We start from the raw sequence: 14,467 nt of genomic DNA, 5'->3' as shown, positions 1-14,467 counted from the left end.
AAAATCAAAACAGTTTTCATTTCTATTTTTTCATCTGGAGGAAATTCTATGAACACTGTCACACTCCAAACCCACCACACTTATGTAGCATTAATTGAACTAAACCGTCCCGAGGCAAAAAATGCCATTTCCATCCAACTCCTTGCGGAACTGCGAGAAAAGATTCAGGAAGTGAAAAAGAGTAAGGCACGAACCTTAGTTATCATCGGTACCGGTGACGCCTTTTGTTCGGGTGCCGACCTAAAAGAAAGAAAATCCATGTCGGACTTGCAGGTAAAACAATTCCTGAAAGATATCAACCTTTGTTTTTCGGAGTTGGCAAATCTTTCCATCCCAACCATTGCAGCTATCAACGGGTTTGCCTTTGGTGGGGGCTTAGAGATGGCACTGGCATGTGATATTCGTTATGCGAGTGAATCTGCACAAATGGGGCTTACGGAAACCAAATTAGGAATCATTCCTGGAGCTGGGGGAACCCAAAGACTGTCCCGAATTGTGGGAGAATCCACGGCTATGGAGTGGATATTTTCAGGAAAAAAACTTACCGGAAAGGAAACAATGGTCCGAGGTTTGGTATCTCAAGTATTTGATCCAGACCATTTACGGGAATCTTCTCTTGCCTTAGCACGGGAGATATCGGAATCTGCACCTATTGCTGTTTCTGCTGCGAAAAAGGCAGTGCGCCGCGGAATGGAGTTGCCATTGGAATCGGCCCTAGAGTGGGAAAGGCTTTGTTATTTTGAAACAATAGGCACAAAAGATCGAGTGGAAGCCTTACAGGCATTTGCTGAAAAAAGAAAACCTAATTTTAAGGGAGAATGATCCGTGATATTAACCGGAAAAGAAATTTTAAAAAGACTAGGAAACGATATTAAAATCGAACCCTATGATGCGAATCTATTAAATCCAAATTCATATAATTTACGATTGCATGAAGATCTTTTAGTATATTCTGAATTTCCTTTGGACATGAAAAAACCAAATCCTGTGCAAACTTTGAAGATACCAGAAGACGGTTTGTTATTGGAACCGGGTACATTGTATTTAGGAAGGACTATCGAATTTACCGAGACTCACAATTTAGTTCCCATGTTAGAAGGTCGTTCTTCTATTGGGCGACTCGGGATGTTTGTCCATATTACTGCTGGTTTTGGGGATGTTGGTTTTAAAGGTTTTTGGACTTTAGAAATTCAGGTTACTCATCCGCTACGTGTTTATGCGGGAGTTCAAATCTGCCAAATTTTCTACCATACAGTGGAAGGGGAAATCAGTGAATACAAATCGGGGAAATACCAAGCCAACCAAGGTATCCAACCTTCTCTGTTGTATAAAGACTTTGAAAAGAAGTAGGTTCTAATTTTTTTTTAGAATCAATATAAAGGGAACCTGCCTCCCGAACGGATGGCAGGTATTTCATAATTACAATTATTTTTTAGCTTTGAAGGTACAATCCCAACGAGCATCATCTATACTCATATTACCAAGTTTTACCCAATTGTTCGTTTTTCCAATGAAGGTAATAGAACAAAGAGTTCCTTTTAGATCTAAACGATTCCCACCCTCAAGAGAAGTGAATTTTCCACAGTAAGTTTTACCATCGCGTGGGTTGTAGATCTTTCCATTTTTATAAAGACCTTCGCCAACATAGTCAAATCCAGTGATAAAAACCATACCGAGGTTCGGACGGTTACGTAGTTTTGGATCTTCGTTGTTGTGGTCTAGATAGGGAGTTCCAGGAACACCTTTGTCTTTTTCTTTCTCAGGGTAAGCATTGTCTTTGATACAAACCGTTTTACCGCAGTATTTATCACCACATTTGAAAATTTCGATGACTGAGTCTTTTTCCGGTGGCAGGTATCGTCCTAACGCAACGTCAGCCTCTTGGGCAAGTAGAGAACTTCCGGCAAAAAGAATGGCCGTCCATACACTTAAAACAAGTTTTTGATTCATAAGGATCCTTATTCTATAAAATTGGTTCGCTTATTCTGACAGAATTTTGAATCTCTTGCAAGCTGGTTTTTCCAAATTCAGCACTACAATTTAAGAAAATAGTATATAGAAACAATGCAGTTAAAAAAATAAAAATATTATGTTTCCTTTTAAATCAAATGACTCCACTAGGGAGTTTTTAATAAAGAACCGTAAGTCGATCCGAGAACACATCATTCGGAATACTTCGATAGAAAAAACGAATCATGGGGAAGTCGAAGAACTTTTTGAACTACAAAAAAGACTACGAAGTTTAATTACTAGTTCTGCAGACGAAATAGCAGTTTCGATTCTTGGTTCTTCAACCAACTTAAAAAATATTGAACACTTACAATCCGAGTTTGTATCCGGTCTCTCCCATTTCAGTGATATTTCAGCAAATTTGGCGAGTAGCGCAGAAGAACTGGACGCAGTCATTCATTCCGTATCTTTCCAAATTACTGAAACTCTAAAAACCTTTGATGCAACTGGTCAAAGAAATATTGAATTAGTTAAAAGTTTAGAAAATACTGCAAAAGAAATTGAAACAATCGCAAAACAGTCGCTATGGGTTAAGGTTGAAAATCAAAAAAATGAAGTTGAAATTCAACTTTTGTATAACGACCTACAAAAAATTAATGAAAATATTCAATTGGTGAAGGATATTTCTGATCGGACCAACTTACTAGCACTAAATGCATCCATTGAAGCGGCAAGGGCAGGTGAGGAAGGTAGAGGTTTTTCTGTTGTTGCTGACGGAGTTTCTAAACTTGCTGAAAATACAAAAGTAGCGGTGAAAACAATTCAAGATTCTGCCCAACATATCAAATCTCGATTTCTAGAATTTCAAGAAAACTCAAAAACTAGAACTTCAGTCCTGATTGAAATCATTGAAAAAATTCAAGCAATTGAATCTTCGGTAGTGTCCAATCGTAAAGAATCGAACACGAATTTAAGCGAAATTCAAATTTTGATTTCACAATTTCATGATTTAGAATTTAAACTTCGGGAAGTTGGAATTGCTTCCCAGAACATTGCAAATGATTCAACCAGTATCTCCAATCAAGTTCATGTGCTTTCAGATCATAGTGTACAAACAAAATCGGATTTTGAGGCCATATTTAGTAAAATTGAAAATACAGTGAAACTGATTACAAACCAAAACTCTGTTTGGTTATTAGAGTTCATTTTTCAAAGAAGATTAGATCACATTCATTGGGTCCAGGCAGTCGATCAAGCAATTGCAAGTGGAAATGTAAATTTGTTTCCTCAACTAAATCATACACTTTGCAAAATGGGATTATGGTATTATCAAAGTTCGGTATTGGATTCAAAACAAAAAACAATACACGATCAACTAGAGATACCACATCGTGAGTTGCACGGATGTGCAATCCGAATCAAAGAAGCAATCATTCAGAATGACAAAACAAAGATTTCATTGGAAAGATCTAAGTTACAAGAATCGTTCCTTGAACTCGGAAAAACATTTGATACTTATATCCAATATTTAGAATCTAAAACGATGGAAGAATCACAACTAACCTCAATTAATTGAGGCTAGTTGCTTTTTCTAATAACTTTGAAAGTTTAAGAACGTTTTTGTTTGTTGGATCTATAGATTGTGCACGTGTAACATAAGTAACGGCTCGGTCAACATTCCCAAGTAAACGGCTAACATCCGCAAGGTTTATCAGGTTTTGAAAATTTTCCGAGTCATATTTCAGGGCTTCTTGAGCTGCTTTTAGTGCACTTTCGTAGTTCCCAAGTTTTTTTTCGGACATGGCTAAGTAATACCAATACTCTCCAGATCCTTCGTTTTCTTTCAAAAATTCAGTGAGTACTTTCGCCGCAATGTCGTATTCTTTTCCTTTGTAACTTACAAGACCAAGAAACTTATTTAGTTTTTGGTTGGTTGGATCTCCCAGGAAGGCTTTTTTCATTACCGTAATGGCTCTTTCAATTTCTCCATTTTGGTAAAGGACCTTTCCTTCTTCGAAAGCACCAGAAGTTGTAAGAGCTTCATCCCAATCATCACCTGGTGTGTCGAAAAAATCGTCCATGGGTTGTTGTGAGAAATCGTCTTTTTTTGGAGTGTGGAGGATTGGAGATTTGTCGCTTTTGAAAACAACACTCATCATAGAGATATCATCAGTAATATCTCCAGTTTTTTTAACGAGTTTTTCTACTTCATAGATATCGCCATCTGATTGTTCAACAAATCGAAGAACCATAGTCTCATCTTCATTGATGGTACGAACATCTTCATCTGGAGTAAGATCGATATCATCCCGACCATCCGAACCAAGGATCAATTGGTCTCCAGGTAGGAGTTGGAAGGTTTGTACTTCGAAAGGATATTCGGAATCCAACCCCAATTTACGCAGTTTTAATTCATCTTCAATGAAACTTGCTTTTCCATCTCGGTAAAGAATACTGTAGGGGTGTTCTGCATTGAAATACCAAATTTTTCCGCTGTCATCATCGATCAACATTACTGTTGCCGAGATAACCATAGTTCCACTAAAAGATTTGAATACAGCATTAACTTCTTCGTATACGTCTGTTAGCCATTCTTCGGGAGTGCGATTTAGAATTCTTTTGTTACCCGCAGAACGTGCCATAATGGAATTCATAACCACACCCATTACTAAAGAGCCGCCGGCCCCTTGCATGGATTTTCCCATGGCGTCACCATTCATAACCATGGTATAACGATGAAAATCTTCAGGTTTTCCTAACTTTAGGTTTCCTGTGATACAAATATCACCACCTAAATCTCCCGTTTTATTACGGAATTCGAAGGTTTTCTTTTGATGAACAAAAAAATCACAACGAATGTTATCTGATTTGTTTGCATTAAAAAATAAAGGTTTTGCAAGGAGTGAAGTGAGGAAGTAGTCACCATCTTGTTGTACTTTCAAACGATGGATTTCATCCATTTTTTCTTGAAGTTCTTTGGTTCGTTCCTTAACTTTTTCTTCCAAGTTTTCTGCGTAGTCTTGGAGTTCACGTCTAGCGTCACGGATAGAAGAAACCATTCCATTGAATGATTCTGCTAAATAACCGATTTCATCATTTACTTTGATGGGAACTTCTACTTCCAAATTTCCTTGGTTTACTTTTTCCACCCCAGCAAGCAGTGCATAGAGTGGATTAACGAGTGCTGAACGGAAAAAAAGTGGGAAAACAACAAGTAAAACGAACATCACGATCGCAAGGATCACTAGTTCAAGTTTGGCAGACTTGTGCATATAGGCACGGTAGTCTCGATAATTAAAACCAACTTCTCTATTGATTTTATTTTTCGAATCATAAGTCATATAAGCAACGTAATGCGAAACACCGTCTAAGTCTTTTCTGTAATGCCTTGTTAAGTCTGGTTTGAAATAGCGAAAGAACTTCAACATTTCAACGCGAAGGTCACTTCCTGATATTTCTTTTCCATCCCATTTACAATCGCTGACGTGTTTGAGAATGGCATCACGGAAGCTATCTACGTTTTTAACTTTTTCAACGTATTTAACACCCTCTTCACAAAACTGATCTGGTAGAATGTCCCCGAGTTTGTTAGTGTTGATAAAGGTTCTTCGATTTAATTTTTCGATCAGCTTAGAAACTTCAGTTTTTAATTCCGCACCTTCTGAATCTGGATTTTCATCCAAAAACTGGAGGATCGCGTTTTTATAACCTTCAAAGTAGTATGGTGTTTTTGTTAGGCTAGATTTAAGAGAATTTCGGTAATCTGATTCTCCAATTGTTACTACTTCATCATATAGAGCCGTATTATAAAGATCTGCTTGAACAAGTGGTAGATCCAAATTTACAGAAGATGGCAAAAAGGCTTTTTTAAGATTTTGACCGGAAGAATCGTATTCAATGACAAATAAAATGTCCTTGGAACGTTCCCCTCCTTCCGCAACCCTTAGGGCCTTTTGAATGGCAGTATTGTCGAAAGATGTTTCCTTTTCCTGGTCTACAAGGTAACTAAAGGCTTGCATGATTAGGAGGATGGTTACAAACGAAATACCTACAATCTTAACCATGAACGTGGTTCGTTCACTACTGTTATTGATAAACGTAATTGTGATAATAAAGAAAGTAAAAGTGAAAAGTAATACCAGAGCTGTGAGGTAAGTGGATCGTTCCATAGCACCATCACGACTCATAACATTCGTGATGTTTGGTACAACAGCTGCAATGAGAGCTGCCACTAACATGATAATGAGGGTTCCCCGTTTGTCTTTGTTTACGTGGAAGATCCGATAACCCGGCATGACAAGGAAGTTGATAAAGGAGTATGCTGCGATGAATAGACTAAGAATTCGACTCGGACCTTCTGAATTAAAATCCCAGTGGTGGGCAGTGAAGTGATACTTTCTTTCCCCTTGAGAAACGGTAACCAAAAACCAAAGTACAACAACAATAGCTACAGCATAGAGGGTAAATTGGATGATGTTTGCTGCTTTTGGGTCTTCGTTATCGGGGAAACGAAAAAAGAACTGTCCGAAATGGATGATCCCGAAGAGAATAAAGCCGCCAGTGATCCAACGGTGGTAAGAAGCGATGGGATGGTAATAAAAGGCTCCCAGCAGATACCCGAACTGAAATAAACACAAAAATAAACAAGCCAACCCCATGTGTTTTGAGGCGACAGTTCTGTCTTTCAGTGAGAAAAAGAATGTAGTCAAGACCGCAAGGAGGACAGTGACAATTAAACTACCGAATGTGTAATAATTTGTTAGTATGTGGTCAACGGATAATATGCTTTCACTCATAGGGTCTTCTAGTTGCTAATTTAATACGAAATCGTAACAGGCGGAAATGCGAAATCAATTCATTTTCCTACCTTTCCGAGCAAATCGGTACGACTACCGATTGCCCGAAGGGAAGGGCGAAAATTATCGAGTTGCGATAAAACAATCAATCCCATCGTATTTCAATTTTGATTTGAGAGATTCTGCTTTTGTGCGGTCTGCAAAATCCCCAACTTGAACTACGAACTTTCCATCTCTGGGAGTTACGAACACAGATTGGTTGTATTCAGATTTCATGTTTTCTTGGTATTTTAATGCTCTTTCTTTTTCCTGAAAGACCCCAACTTGCACAGTAAATCCTTTCCCAGCTGCTACTGGTTTCACCGCACCCGGTTTTACCGGTGTCAGTTTTTCTGGTTTTGTTGGGGCATCATCCAAAAGATCTGCATCATCTAAATCATCACCAAGATCATCTTCTCCTTTTTTGAGAACTTTGATCCCCACTTTGGTAGTCCCTTTGTCTTTAAACTCAAGGATCTCCGCAGTTTTTTCAGATACATCAACAATTCGTTCATCCACGAAAGGCCCACGATCATTGATACGAACTACGGCTTCCTTGTTGTTTTCTAGGTTTTGGATTTTGATCACACTTCCGATGGGCAGTGTTCTGTGAGCACCAGTCATCTTCATTCGATCAAAAGGTTCACCACTCGCAGTAGGACGACCTTGGAACTTTTGTCCATACCAAGATGACAAACCAACTTCATCAAACTGATCTGTTGGTTTTTTTGTTGGGATTGCTGCGGCAGCAACAGGTGTTGCTGTTTTTGCATTAGAATCTAGATCGTCAATGATCGAACGAGCAACTGGGTCTTCAGACTTTGTGTTACTCGCAGGTTTTGACTTCCCAGACCGTTCGAAAAAAATATCTTCCGGATCGCCGGAAGCACTATAATCTCTTCGGGTGGCATCTGCAGAACTGCAGGAAACCAACCACAATACTATGGATATAAGTATGAGTCTTTGCATAACTTTCCCCTTCCTCTGGACTCTTGTGTGTACCTTTCGGAAGGTTTTTCCAATCTCGTGATAAATTTTCTCGAGGGAGATTCGTTTCTGAAACGATAATGGTCAGTATGGCACAAGAAATCCAAACTCTATTCAACGAGGCAGTCCGTTTGGAGCAAAACGGCGAGTGGGATCGTGCCGAAATCCAATACAAAATTTTGCTCGGTAAGGACCCGAATTATCATCTGGCCTTACAAAACTTGGGTGTGATTTACGCCAAACAAGGAAAACATGCAGAAGCAATTCCTCTGTTTTCTAAAGCATACAAACTCCATGCAAATGTCAAAAACTGTTATAATTTAGCTGTTTCCCTTTACAAACACGAGGAAACAGAAAAAGCCATTAGTTTTTTAAAACAAACCTTAACCTTTGAAAAGAAGTTTATTTCTGCACACCTATTGCTCGCACAGGCCTATCAGAAGTTAGGCAACGATGAAAAAACCGAAGTTTATCTCAATAATGTAATTAAAATCGAACCAAATCATAAATCAGCTTTAGGAGGGCTTGCGATGTTTTACTACGAAAGGAATCGTTTTCCAGAAAGTTTAAAAATGATCGAACGTTACTTGATTCTATATCCCGGAAATGCTCAATTAAAAATCATCCAATCTGAGATCCTTGCCAAACAAGGAAATTATAAAGCATCAGCCACTTTACTTTCCACTATGGTAAAAGAGGATGTTGGATTTACAAACTTCAACGAAAGTTTGCATGCCGCTTGGTTAGAAGAAGATGGGGTCGCTCATGAAAGTCTGGTTCGGATTCAATCCAAAGCCAAAAAAAAACTGAAAGAGTTTCAAACCAAATTAGAACTTTCCAAAGAGAATCCAGAAGAGTTTTCTCCACCCGATGCACAAGAAGCTTTGGATTTAAGTTTGTTATATCTTTTCAACGGCAACCCCGAAAAAGCGATGCAATATTTGGTATTTGCTCAGAAGATGAAGGAAAAGACAGATCCAGACAGGCAATCCTAGATTGAAATTTCGTATTTTATACATTCTATTTTTTTGTTTTATATTCATTCTAGTGGGATGTAGGTATCCCATCGCAAAACAAGAGGATTTGGAATCCGATTCCTTGTTTTTAGAAGTGACCGGTTCCAGTGCAACTGAATGCAATGCAGAAGGTATACGCCTTGCCAAAACCATTCAGTTAGACCAAGCAGAACAAGTTTGGGACAAATGCATTCAAACCAATCCGAACGAAGTTGTTGTTCATTTGAACCGACTTCGTTTTTACTTTCTATTGGATGAATATGAACTCCTTAAACAAAAAATTGCAAAGGAGGCTCCTTCTAGGTCCTCCGTTACTTATACAAATATTTTAAAAGAATTGGAAGTCCGTTTGCGAAATGATGAAAGGGTTGTGTTACTGGATGCATTATCACGCGTGAAGGGATGGGAATTATATTCTTACGAAGAGTTGGCAAATTATTATCTTCAAACAGGTAACTTTGCTTATGCGGAAGGATATTTTAACCAGATCTTAGAAGTTGTTCCGTTTCATGAAAATGCGCTGTATGGGATGGCAGACATCCAAGTCCAAAAAGGTAACTGGTATAGTTTGTTGGACTATGCAAAATCTCTAGAAGTTGCCTCTAAAAAGAATAAGGAATTCCATTTTTACTTTGTAAAGGCCAATTATGAATTGGGACGATATGAAGAAGCCTTAAAGTGGGCGGAATCAGCTACTCCTAGCGAAAAAACACAAATCAGTTTTTTAGAAGTTTGGCGAGATACTTTGCTTGTTTTAAAAGATTTTCCTAGATGGGACGGACTTTTGCCTTACTATCGTAAGGCGGTTGAAAAGGGATTTGGGATTCCTGAGTCGACCTTTTTTCCCACATTTTCCAAAGAAGGAAAGGATGTTCGGAAAGCTTCTCGTTCTGGAAGAAGTTAAACAAATAATCTAAAAGGCCAAATCCTAACGATAGGGATTATTCCATCTCCTGACATAAGTTCCAAATTTTTTCTGCTTGTCGGAGCTTAAGAACGTTATGCGTCCGTATGAAAGGGATTTTGTATCGCAATAGATGAAGTTCACAGGCCAAAGTGACAAATTCTCTTTCTGTGATCGGCAAATTCCCAAGAACATTTCCGAGAAAGGACTTTCTTGAAACTCCTACCATTAGTTGAGGGAATTCTAATTTTAGAATTTCTAATTCTTGTAAAACTCGAAAGGAAACCATCGGATCTTCACTCAAAAAAAAACCCATTCCGGGATCATAATGGAGGGCTGGCTCAGGAATCCCCATTGATATAAGTTCGGAGCGACGGTCTCTAAAAAAAGCCTGGATTTTTCTTACTACTTTTTCTGGTGTGAGGTCTGATTTGTATTTCGCAATATTTTTGTTATGCGAATGCATGATGATGAGTTTTAGTCCTGGGTGTTTTTCGAAAGCAGGTTTGAAAAAACTACGGTCACCTTCATAGGTAAAACCAGAGATATCATTGATGCAGCGAACACCCGCCTCAATTGCTTTTTTCTGTACTGCTGGGCGAAAACTATCCAAACTAATTCGGACTCCTTGCGGAACAAAATATCGAATGACAGGTTCCACTCTTCGCCATTCCTCTTCCTCTGAAACTAGAGTGGCATTAATGTTAGAAGATTGGCCGGACACATCCAACCAATCAGCCCCTTCTTGTAAGAGTTTAGTTCCTTGTTGAATCGCATCATCTGGGTTTAGGAATTTTCCCCCGTCACTAAACGAGTCGGTGGTAATGTTTAAGATTCCGAAGATTTCGGCCATGAATGAGAAGGATTATCGGTAAAGCTGCCCCTAAAAGCCTTATTTTTCCCTTGGCAGAAAATTCCGAATAGCCGATACATAGGAGAGACGGCAGATGAAAAAACTCCTTATTTCCTTAATCATTTTGGCATTCCCACTTCTGGCTCAGCCTTTACCGAAAGTGAAGGATGTAAGGTTTTACCAGCCACTCAACACTCAAAATGTGGAATATAGCCCCATCATTTCCCCGACAGGAAGGTATTTAGTATTCCAGTCCAACCGTCCTGGCGGTGAGGGGGGAATGGATATTTGGATTTCGGAAAACTTAAGTTTTCCTGATCGAATGAAATTGCCGGTATGGTCTCCTCCAAAGAACTTTCGAGAACTCAATACATCCAATTTTGAAGGGATGTTTTCCATCCTCTTTGATGAAGAGGAAAAACCATACGAACTCTATTTTACTTCTGTTCGCGACAAAACACAAGCCGACCCCAAAAAGAATCGTGAAGGGTATGACGGTCTTAATATCTATTATACAAAGATCAATCAAAGAACAGGTCTTTGGTCTTTACCCGTCCATCTGAATGAAGTCAATTCCCATTTTGAAGATAAAATGCCGGCAGTTTCGCCTGATGGTTGTTCTATGGTTTTTTCCTCCAACCGCCCAGGGGGACTCGGAGGTTTTGACCTTTGGATTTCTAAACGAGAACCCACAACTGAAACGAAAGAAATAATTCCAGATAAACCCAAAATTAAATGTAGAGACGGAGTTTGGCAAAAACCCATTTCCATGGGCACAATCATCAATACAAAAGATGATGAAATTAGTCCTCATTACCACTGGGATGGTTTACGTCTTTATTTCAGTTCAAATCGTGGGGATAAGAATCGTAAATTTAGTTTTTATTATAGTGAATATAACGAGTTACAAAATAATTTTGAAGCTCCTGTTTTATTAGGTTCTCCCTTTAATACCAAGCAACAGTTGTCAGGTGAATCTACAGGATTCCCCTTTGATACACCTGCTGATTATTCGACTTATAGCCTTTGGGAAGAAAGTGATAATGAAGGTATATCCGTAACATTCGATGATTTGTGGTTTTATTTTTCATCCAACAGGCCCGGTGGGGAAGGTCAGTTTGATATCTATAGATCTATGGTTCCAGAAGATCTACGTCGTAGTTATGAATTTATATTTCGTGGACTTGTACTCGATGGATCAGAAGCCATCATGATTGGACTTGATTCTACATTGAAAATTTATGATGATACAAGACCTATCCAAGTCATTACATCCAAAAGGATTGGTGGAGACTTATCTCTTACAGATGCGGAGAATTTTCGTACAACCATCAAAACGGGAAAATTATACCGGGTGGAAGTTTCTTCACCTGGGTTCCACCCGACCGAAGTCCTTTTGGATTTGAGAGGGAACGTCGGAAAGGATAAGGAACAATACTCTCAGATCATTTTACAACCCATTCGTCCCACGAAAGACGAACGACCGGATAAAGCCATCCAAGGGATTCGATTCATCGTTAAAGACAGGAAAACAGATCTTGTCATTCCGAATGCTACTTGTTATTACTTTGACGATCTAACTAGAAAGGGAAAATCTTTAGAATCAAAAGATTCACATTTTGATTTAGATAAATCTCCTACGATGGATTTCGAAATTTTGGTGAGAGCTAAAGGATTCAAAGAAGAAACTTTCCTCTTTTCCAAAGATAAAATTTCCGGAATGGAAGGGAAGGAGACCGTACTTTATCTAAGAAATCTAAATGATTTTGATAATCTCTACAATGCAATTATTTATTTCCCGTTCAATGAACGAACATTGAGCGATGAAGATAAGAAAAAATTGGATCTTTTTGCGGACTTCCTCATCCAACATAAGAATGAAAAAGTTGAAATTGGTGGACATACTGATAATATAGGGAATAAGGAATACAACATCAGTTTGAGCGAAGATAGAGCTCTTTCTGTTTATCAATACATGCGACTCAAAGGTGTTCCCAAGGAACGAATGAAGGTACAAGCTTACCATTATTCTCAACCGATTGCAGAAAATGAAACAGAAGAAGGAAGATCTCGAAATAGACGTGTGAATTTCAAAAAGATAGACTAATTATGATCAATCGCGTTAAAATTCATTTCGACCAAGAGAGAGAGTATCTTCCGCTAGAGGCGGTACGTACTTTACCTGAATTTTTCAAACAAATGATGGGTGGGAATGGATTGTTTCTAAAAGGGTATGATACTCCCATCCGTGTTAAGTTCAAAGGGGAAAGACCAGATGGTGCCCATATTTGGGAATTGGAAACTATTCCTGAGTTAATTGAAACCATTTTTACAGTACAAGCAACTCCTGGATTCCATGTTGAAGTGGATTACGAACTGATTAACCAAAAGGACAATCTCCTTCTTGGGAAAATTATAGATCGCAGACAAACTTATGCTACTAGACAAGATCCGAGAAATGAAAAGGTTCGAGGTAATGTTGTAGCATCAAATTTTTTAGTCGCTAAAACAAATATTGATTTTTCTAAACTAACGGGAATTAGTTCTCAGGTAATCCTTTCTGATATCCAACGCACAGTTTTAAAAAATTATCCACAATCAAAAGTTATCTTTCTTTCTGTATCAATTCACAGCGATGAAATTGATTTGATGAAAGAACACAAAAAACCTCTTTTTATTTTGGACACAGAAACATTTGAATCCTTTCCTTCTGAGGATGTTTACGACCCCAAAAAAATCTTTGAAGATGAGTTTTTATTGGAGATAGATTCTAAAGTTTAACGCAACACTTCCTTTATTTTTTCCGCGGGAGTTTTCCAGCCAAGCGTTTTTCTTGGACGCTCATTTAAAAGCTTTTGGACTCTTTTCAGTTCTTTTCTTGATATATCATTAAAGTCAGTTTTTTTAGGAAAGAAATCTCTTATTAGCATATTCGTATTTTCACAAGTCCCCCTTTCCCAAGGACTTCCCGGATGACAAAAATATACTTTCATTTGAGTATCTTTTGTAAATAGCTTATGGTTACTCATTTCTTTACCTTGATCATAAGTTATCGAAAGTCTAAGCTCTGTTGGCATTTTTTTTAGTTCCTTGGCAAAACTTTTTCTGACGGTCTCAGCATCTGTGCTTGTTAAAGGAACCAGTATAACATTTCTAGTAGTTCTCTCTACAATTGTACCAATTGCACTTTTGTGATTCTTTCCAATTATCAAATCACCTTCCCAATGTCCTGGAATTGATCTTTTTTCAACTGATTTTGGTCGTTCTTCAATGCTTATCATGTCTGGTATTTTACCTCTATTATCAGTATTTTTCGACTTTTTGTAGGGTTTCTATCTTTCGGCGTAGATAGCTTTGCAATTCCTTTTTAGTTCGCCTCTCGGTAAAAGATAGATATAAGTATAAATAGTTTGATGGGAAACTGATTCTGTAATTCCGCTTGGCAGATTTTCTTTTAAAGACATCTCTATTTGCTCTGGTGACCATTTAAGTTCTAATTTAGATTTTATAAATTTTCGTAAATTTGGATGTTTTTGCAACTTTATTTTACCAGAATTTCTGGAACTTTCATTCTTCTGTGAAATGATTTGAGCATTTGATACTGAATAATTAATGAAAGAATTTCTTGAATAACCTTTAGATAATTCTCTGGAAATGCTTGAAGGACTTCGATTCAGTATCTTAGCTATACTTCTAATACTTTCCTCTTTAAATCGCATCTCAGCAATTACTTCCCTTTCTTTCAAATTAATTCTTGTATAATGATTCATTTATTAACACCTTATTCATTAGATTATCGGTGTTGCGTTAAAAATTTGATTCTACCTTTGTATTTATGAACTGTATTCCGGAAAAGGCATCTGACGACGGTTCTGCGGCTGCAATGTTGATTTTGGTGACAGAGGCAGTTTCTGCTTCCGAA

11 protein-coding genes and 1 pseudogene are annotated in these 14,467 nt (G+C 38.0%); 7 read left to right on the top strand and 5 right to left on the bottom strand.

Annotation, left to right across the window (positions count from 1 at the left end; translation table 11 throughout):
• Positions 1-48 precede the first annotated feature (48 nt).
• Both LEP1GSC199_RS00590 and dcd read left to right on the top strand, forming a co-directional pair.
• The gene (locus LEP1GSC199_RS00590; protein ID WP_002976152.1) at positions 49-822 is read left to right on the top strand and encodes an enoyl-CoA hydratase-related protein; all 774 of its coding nucleotides are present in this window, start codon (positions 49-51) and stop codon (positions 820-822) included.
• A 3-nt stretch (positions 823-825) separates the two neighbouring features.
• A complete protein-coding gene (dcd, locus tag LEP1GSC199_RS00585) occupies positions 826-1,350 on the top strand; it encodes a dCTP deaminase (RefSeq protein WP_002976105.1) in 525 nt (174 codons plus the stop codon).
• 75 nt (positions 1,351-1,425) lie between these two features.
• Here the strand turns inward: dcd and LEP1GSC199_RS00580 are convergent, their stop codons facing one another.
• Positions 1,426-1,950, bottom strand: a complete 525-nt coding sequence (locus tag LEP1GSC199_RS00580) for a DUF2147 domain-containing protein (RefSeq protein ID WP_002976114.1) — start codon at positions 1,948-1,950, stop codon at positions 1,426-1,428.
• Positions 1,951-2,089: 139 nt separating this feature from the next.
• Here LEP1GSC199_RS00580 and LEP1GSC199_RS00575 point away from each other — a divergent pair, with 139 nt between their 5' ends.
• Complete coding sequence (locus LEP1GSC199_RS00575; protein WP_002976140.1) at positions 2,090-3,526, top strand: methyl-accepting chemotaxis protein; 1,437 nt, start codon at positions 2,090-2,092, stop codon at positions 3,524-3,526.
• Here the strand turns inward: LEP1GSC199_RS00575 and LEP1GSC199_RS00570 are convergent.
• Positions 3,519-6,746 carry a SpoIIE family protein phosphatase gene (locus LEP1GSC199_RS00570; RefSeq protein ID WP_039925671.1) on the bottom strand — a complete coding sequence of 1,076 codons (3,228 nt, stop codon included), beginning with the start codon at positions 6,744-6,746 and terminating at the stop codon, positions 3,519-3,521. The genes LEP1GSC199_RS00575 and LEP1GSC199_RS00570 overlap by 8 nt on opposite strands.
• A gap of 123 nt (positions 6,747-6,869) precedes the next feature.
• Positions 6,870-7,754, bottom strand: coding sequence for an RlpA family plasminogen-binding lipoprotein MPL36 (gene mpl36 / locus LEP1GSC199_RS00565; RefSeq protein WP_002976115.1), 885 nt, complete (start codon positions 7,752-7,754; stop codon positions 6,870-6,872).
• A gap of 107 nt (positions 7,755-7,861) precedes the next feature.
• Here mpl36 and LEP1GSC199_RS00560 point away from each other — a divergent pair, with 107 nt between their 5' ends.
• Positions 7,862-8,767 carry a tetratricopeptide repeat protein gene (locus tag LEP1GSC199_RS00560; protein ID WP_002976000.1) on the top strand — a complete coding sequence of 302 codons (906 nt, stop codon included), beginning with the start codon at positions 7,862-7,864 and terminating at the stop codon, positions 8,765-8,767.
• Between the two features lies 1 nt (position 8,768).
• A complete protein-coding gene (locus LEP1GSC199_RS00555; RefSeq protein ID WP_002976067.1) occupies positions 8,769-9,692 on the top strand; it encodes a tetratricopeptide repeat protein in 924 nt (307 codons plus the stop codon).
• Between the two features lie 37 nt (positions 9,693-9,729).
• On the opposite strand, the gene folP is transcribed toward LEP1GSC199_RS00555, so the two are convergent.
• Positions 9,730-10,545, bottom strand: a complete 816-nt coding sequence (gene folP, locus LEP1GSC199_RS00550; RefSeq protein ID WP_002976108.1) for a dihydropteroate synthase — start codon at positions 10,543-10,545, stop codon at positions 9,730-9,732.
• 94 nt (positions 10,546-10,639) lie between these two features.
• Here folP and LEP1GSC199_RS00545 point away from each other — a divergent pair, with 94 nt between their 5' ends.
• Positions 10,640-12,652, top strand: coding sequence for an OmpA family protein (locus LEP1GSC199_RS00545; protein WP_002976010.1), 2,013 nt, complete (start codon positions 10,640-10,642; stop codon positions 12,650-12,652).
• A 2-nt stretch (positions 12,653-12,654) separates the two neighbouring features.
• The gene (locus LEP1GSC199_RS00540) at positions 12,655-13,326 is read left to right on the top strand and encodes a DUF1577 domain-containing protein (protein WP_002976147.1); all 672 of its coding nucleotides are present in this window, start codon (positions 12,655-12,657) and stop codon (positions 13,324-13,326) included.
• Here LEP1GSC199_RS00540 and LEP1GSC199_RS21175 read toward each other — a convergent pair.
• Positions 13,323-14,315: pseudogene (locus LEP1GSC199_RS21175) on the bottom strand (IS30 family transposase). The gene LEP1GSC199_RS00540 and the pseudogene LEP1GSC199_RS21175 sit on opposite strands and share 4 nt — an antisense overlap.
• Between the last annotated feature and the right edge of the window lie 152 nt (positions 14,316-14,467).

Source organism: Leptospira vanthielii serovar Holland str. Waz Holland = ATCC 700522 (genome assembly GCF_000332455.1).
GTDB lineage: Bacteria > Spirochaetota > Leptospiria > Leptospirales > Leptospiraceae > Leptospira_A > Leptospira_A vanthielii.
This window is presented reverse-complemented; position numbering and strand designations above follow the sequence as displayed.

Coding starts and splice junctions, on each gene's coding strand:
- LEP1GSC199_RS00590 (WP_002976152.1), top strand. CDS start 49: ATGAACACTGTCACACTCCAAACCCACCACACTTATGTAGCATTAATT.
- LEP1GSC199_RS00580 (WP_002976114.1), bottom strand. CDS start 1,950: ATGAATCAAAAACTTGTTTTAAGTGTATGGACGGCCATTCTTTTTGCC.
- LEP1GSC199_RS00575 (WP_002976140.1), top strand. CDS start 2,090: ATGTTTCCTTTTAAATCAAATGACTCCACTAGGGAGTTTTTAATAAAG.
- LEP1GSC199_RS00570 (WP_039925671.1), bottom strand. CDS start 6,746: ATGAGTGAAAGCATATTATCCGTTGACCACATACTAACAAATTATTAC.
- mpl36 (WP_002976115.1), bottom strand. CDS start 7,754: ATGCAAAGACTCATACTTATATCCATAGTATTGTGGTTGGTTTCCTGC.
- LEP1GSC199_RS00560 (WP_002976000.1), top strand. CDS start 7,862: ATGGCACAAGAAATCCAAACTCTATTCAACGAGGCAGTCCGTTTGGAG.
- folP (WP_002976108.1), bottom strand. CDS start 10,545: ATGGCCGAAATCTTCGGAATCTTAAACATTACCACCGACTCGTTTAGT.
- LEP1GSC199_RS00545 (WP_002976010.1), top strand. CDS start 10,640: ATGAAAAAACTCCTTATTTCCTTAATCATTTTGGCATTCCCACTTCTG.
- LEP1GSC199_RS00540 (WP_002976147.1), top strand. CDS start 12,655: ATGATCAATCGCGTTAAAATTCATTTCGACCAAGAGAGAGAGTATCTT.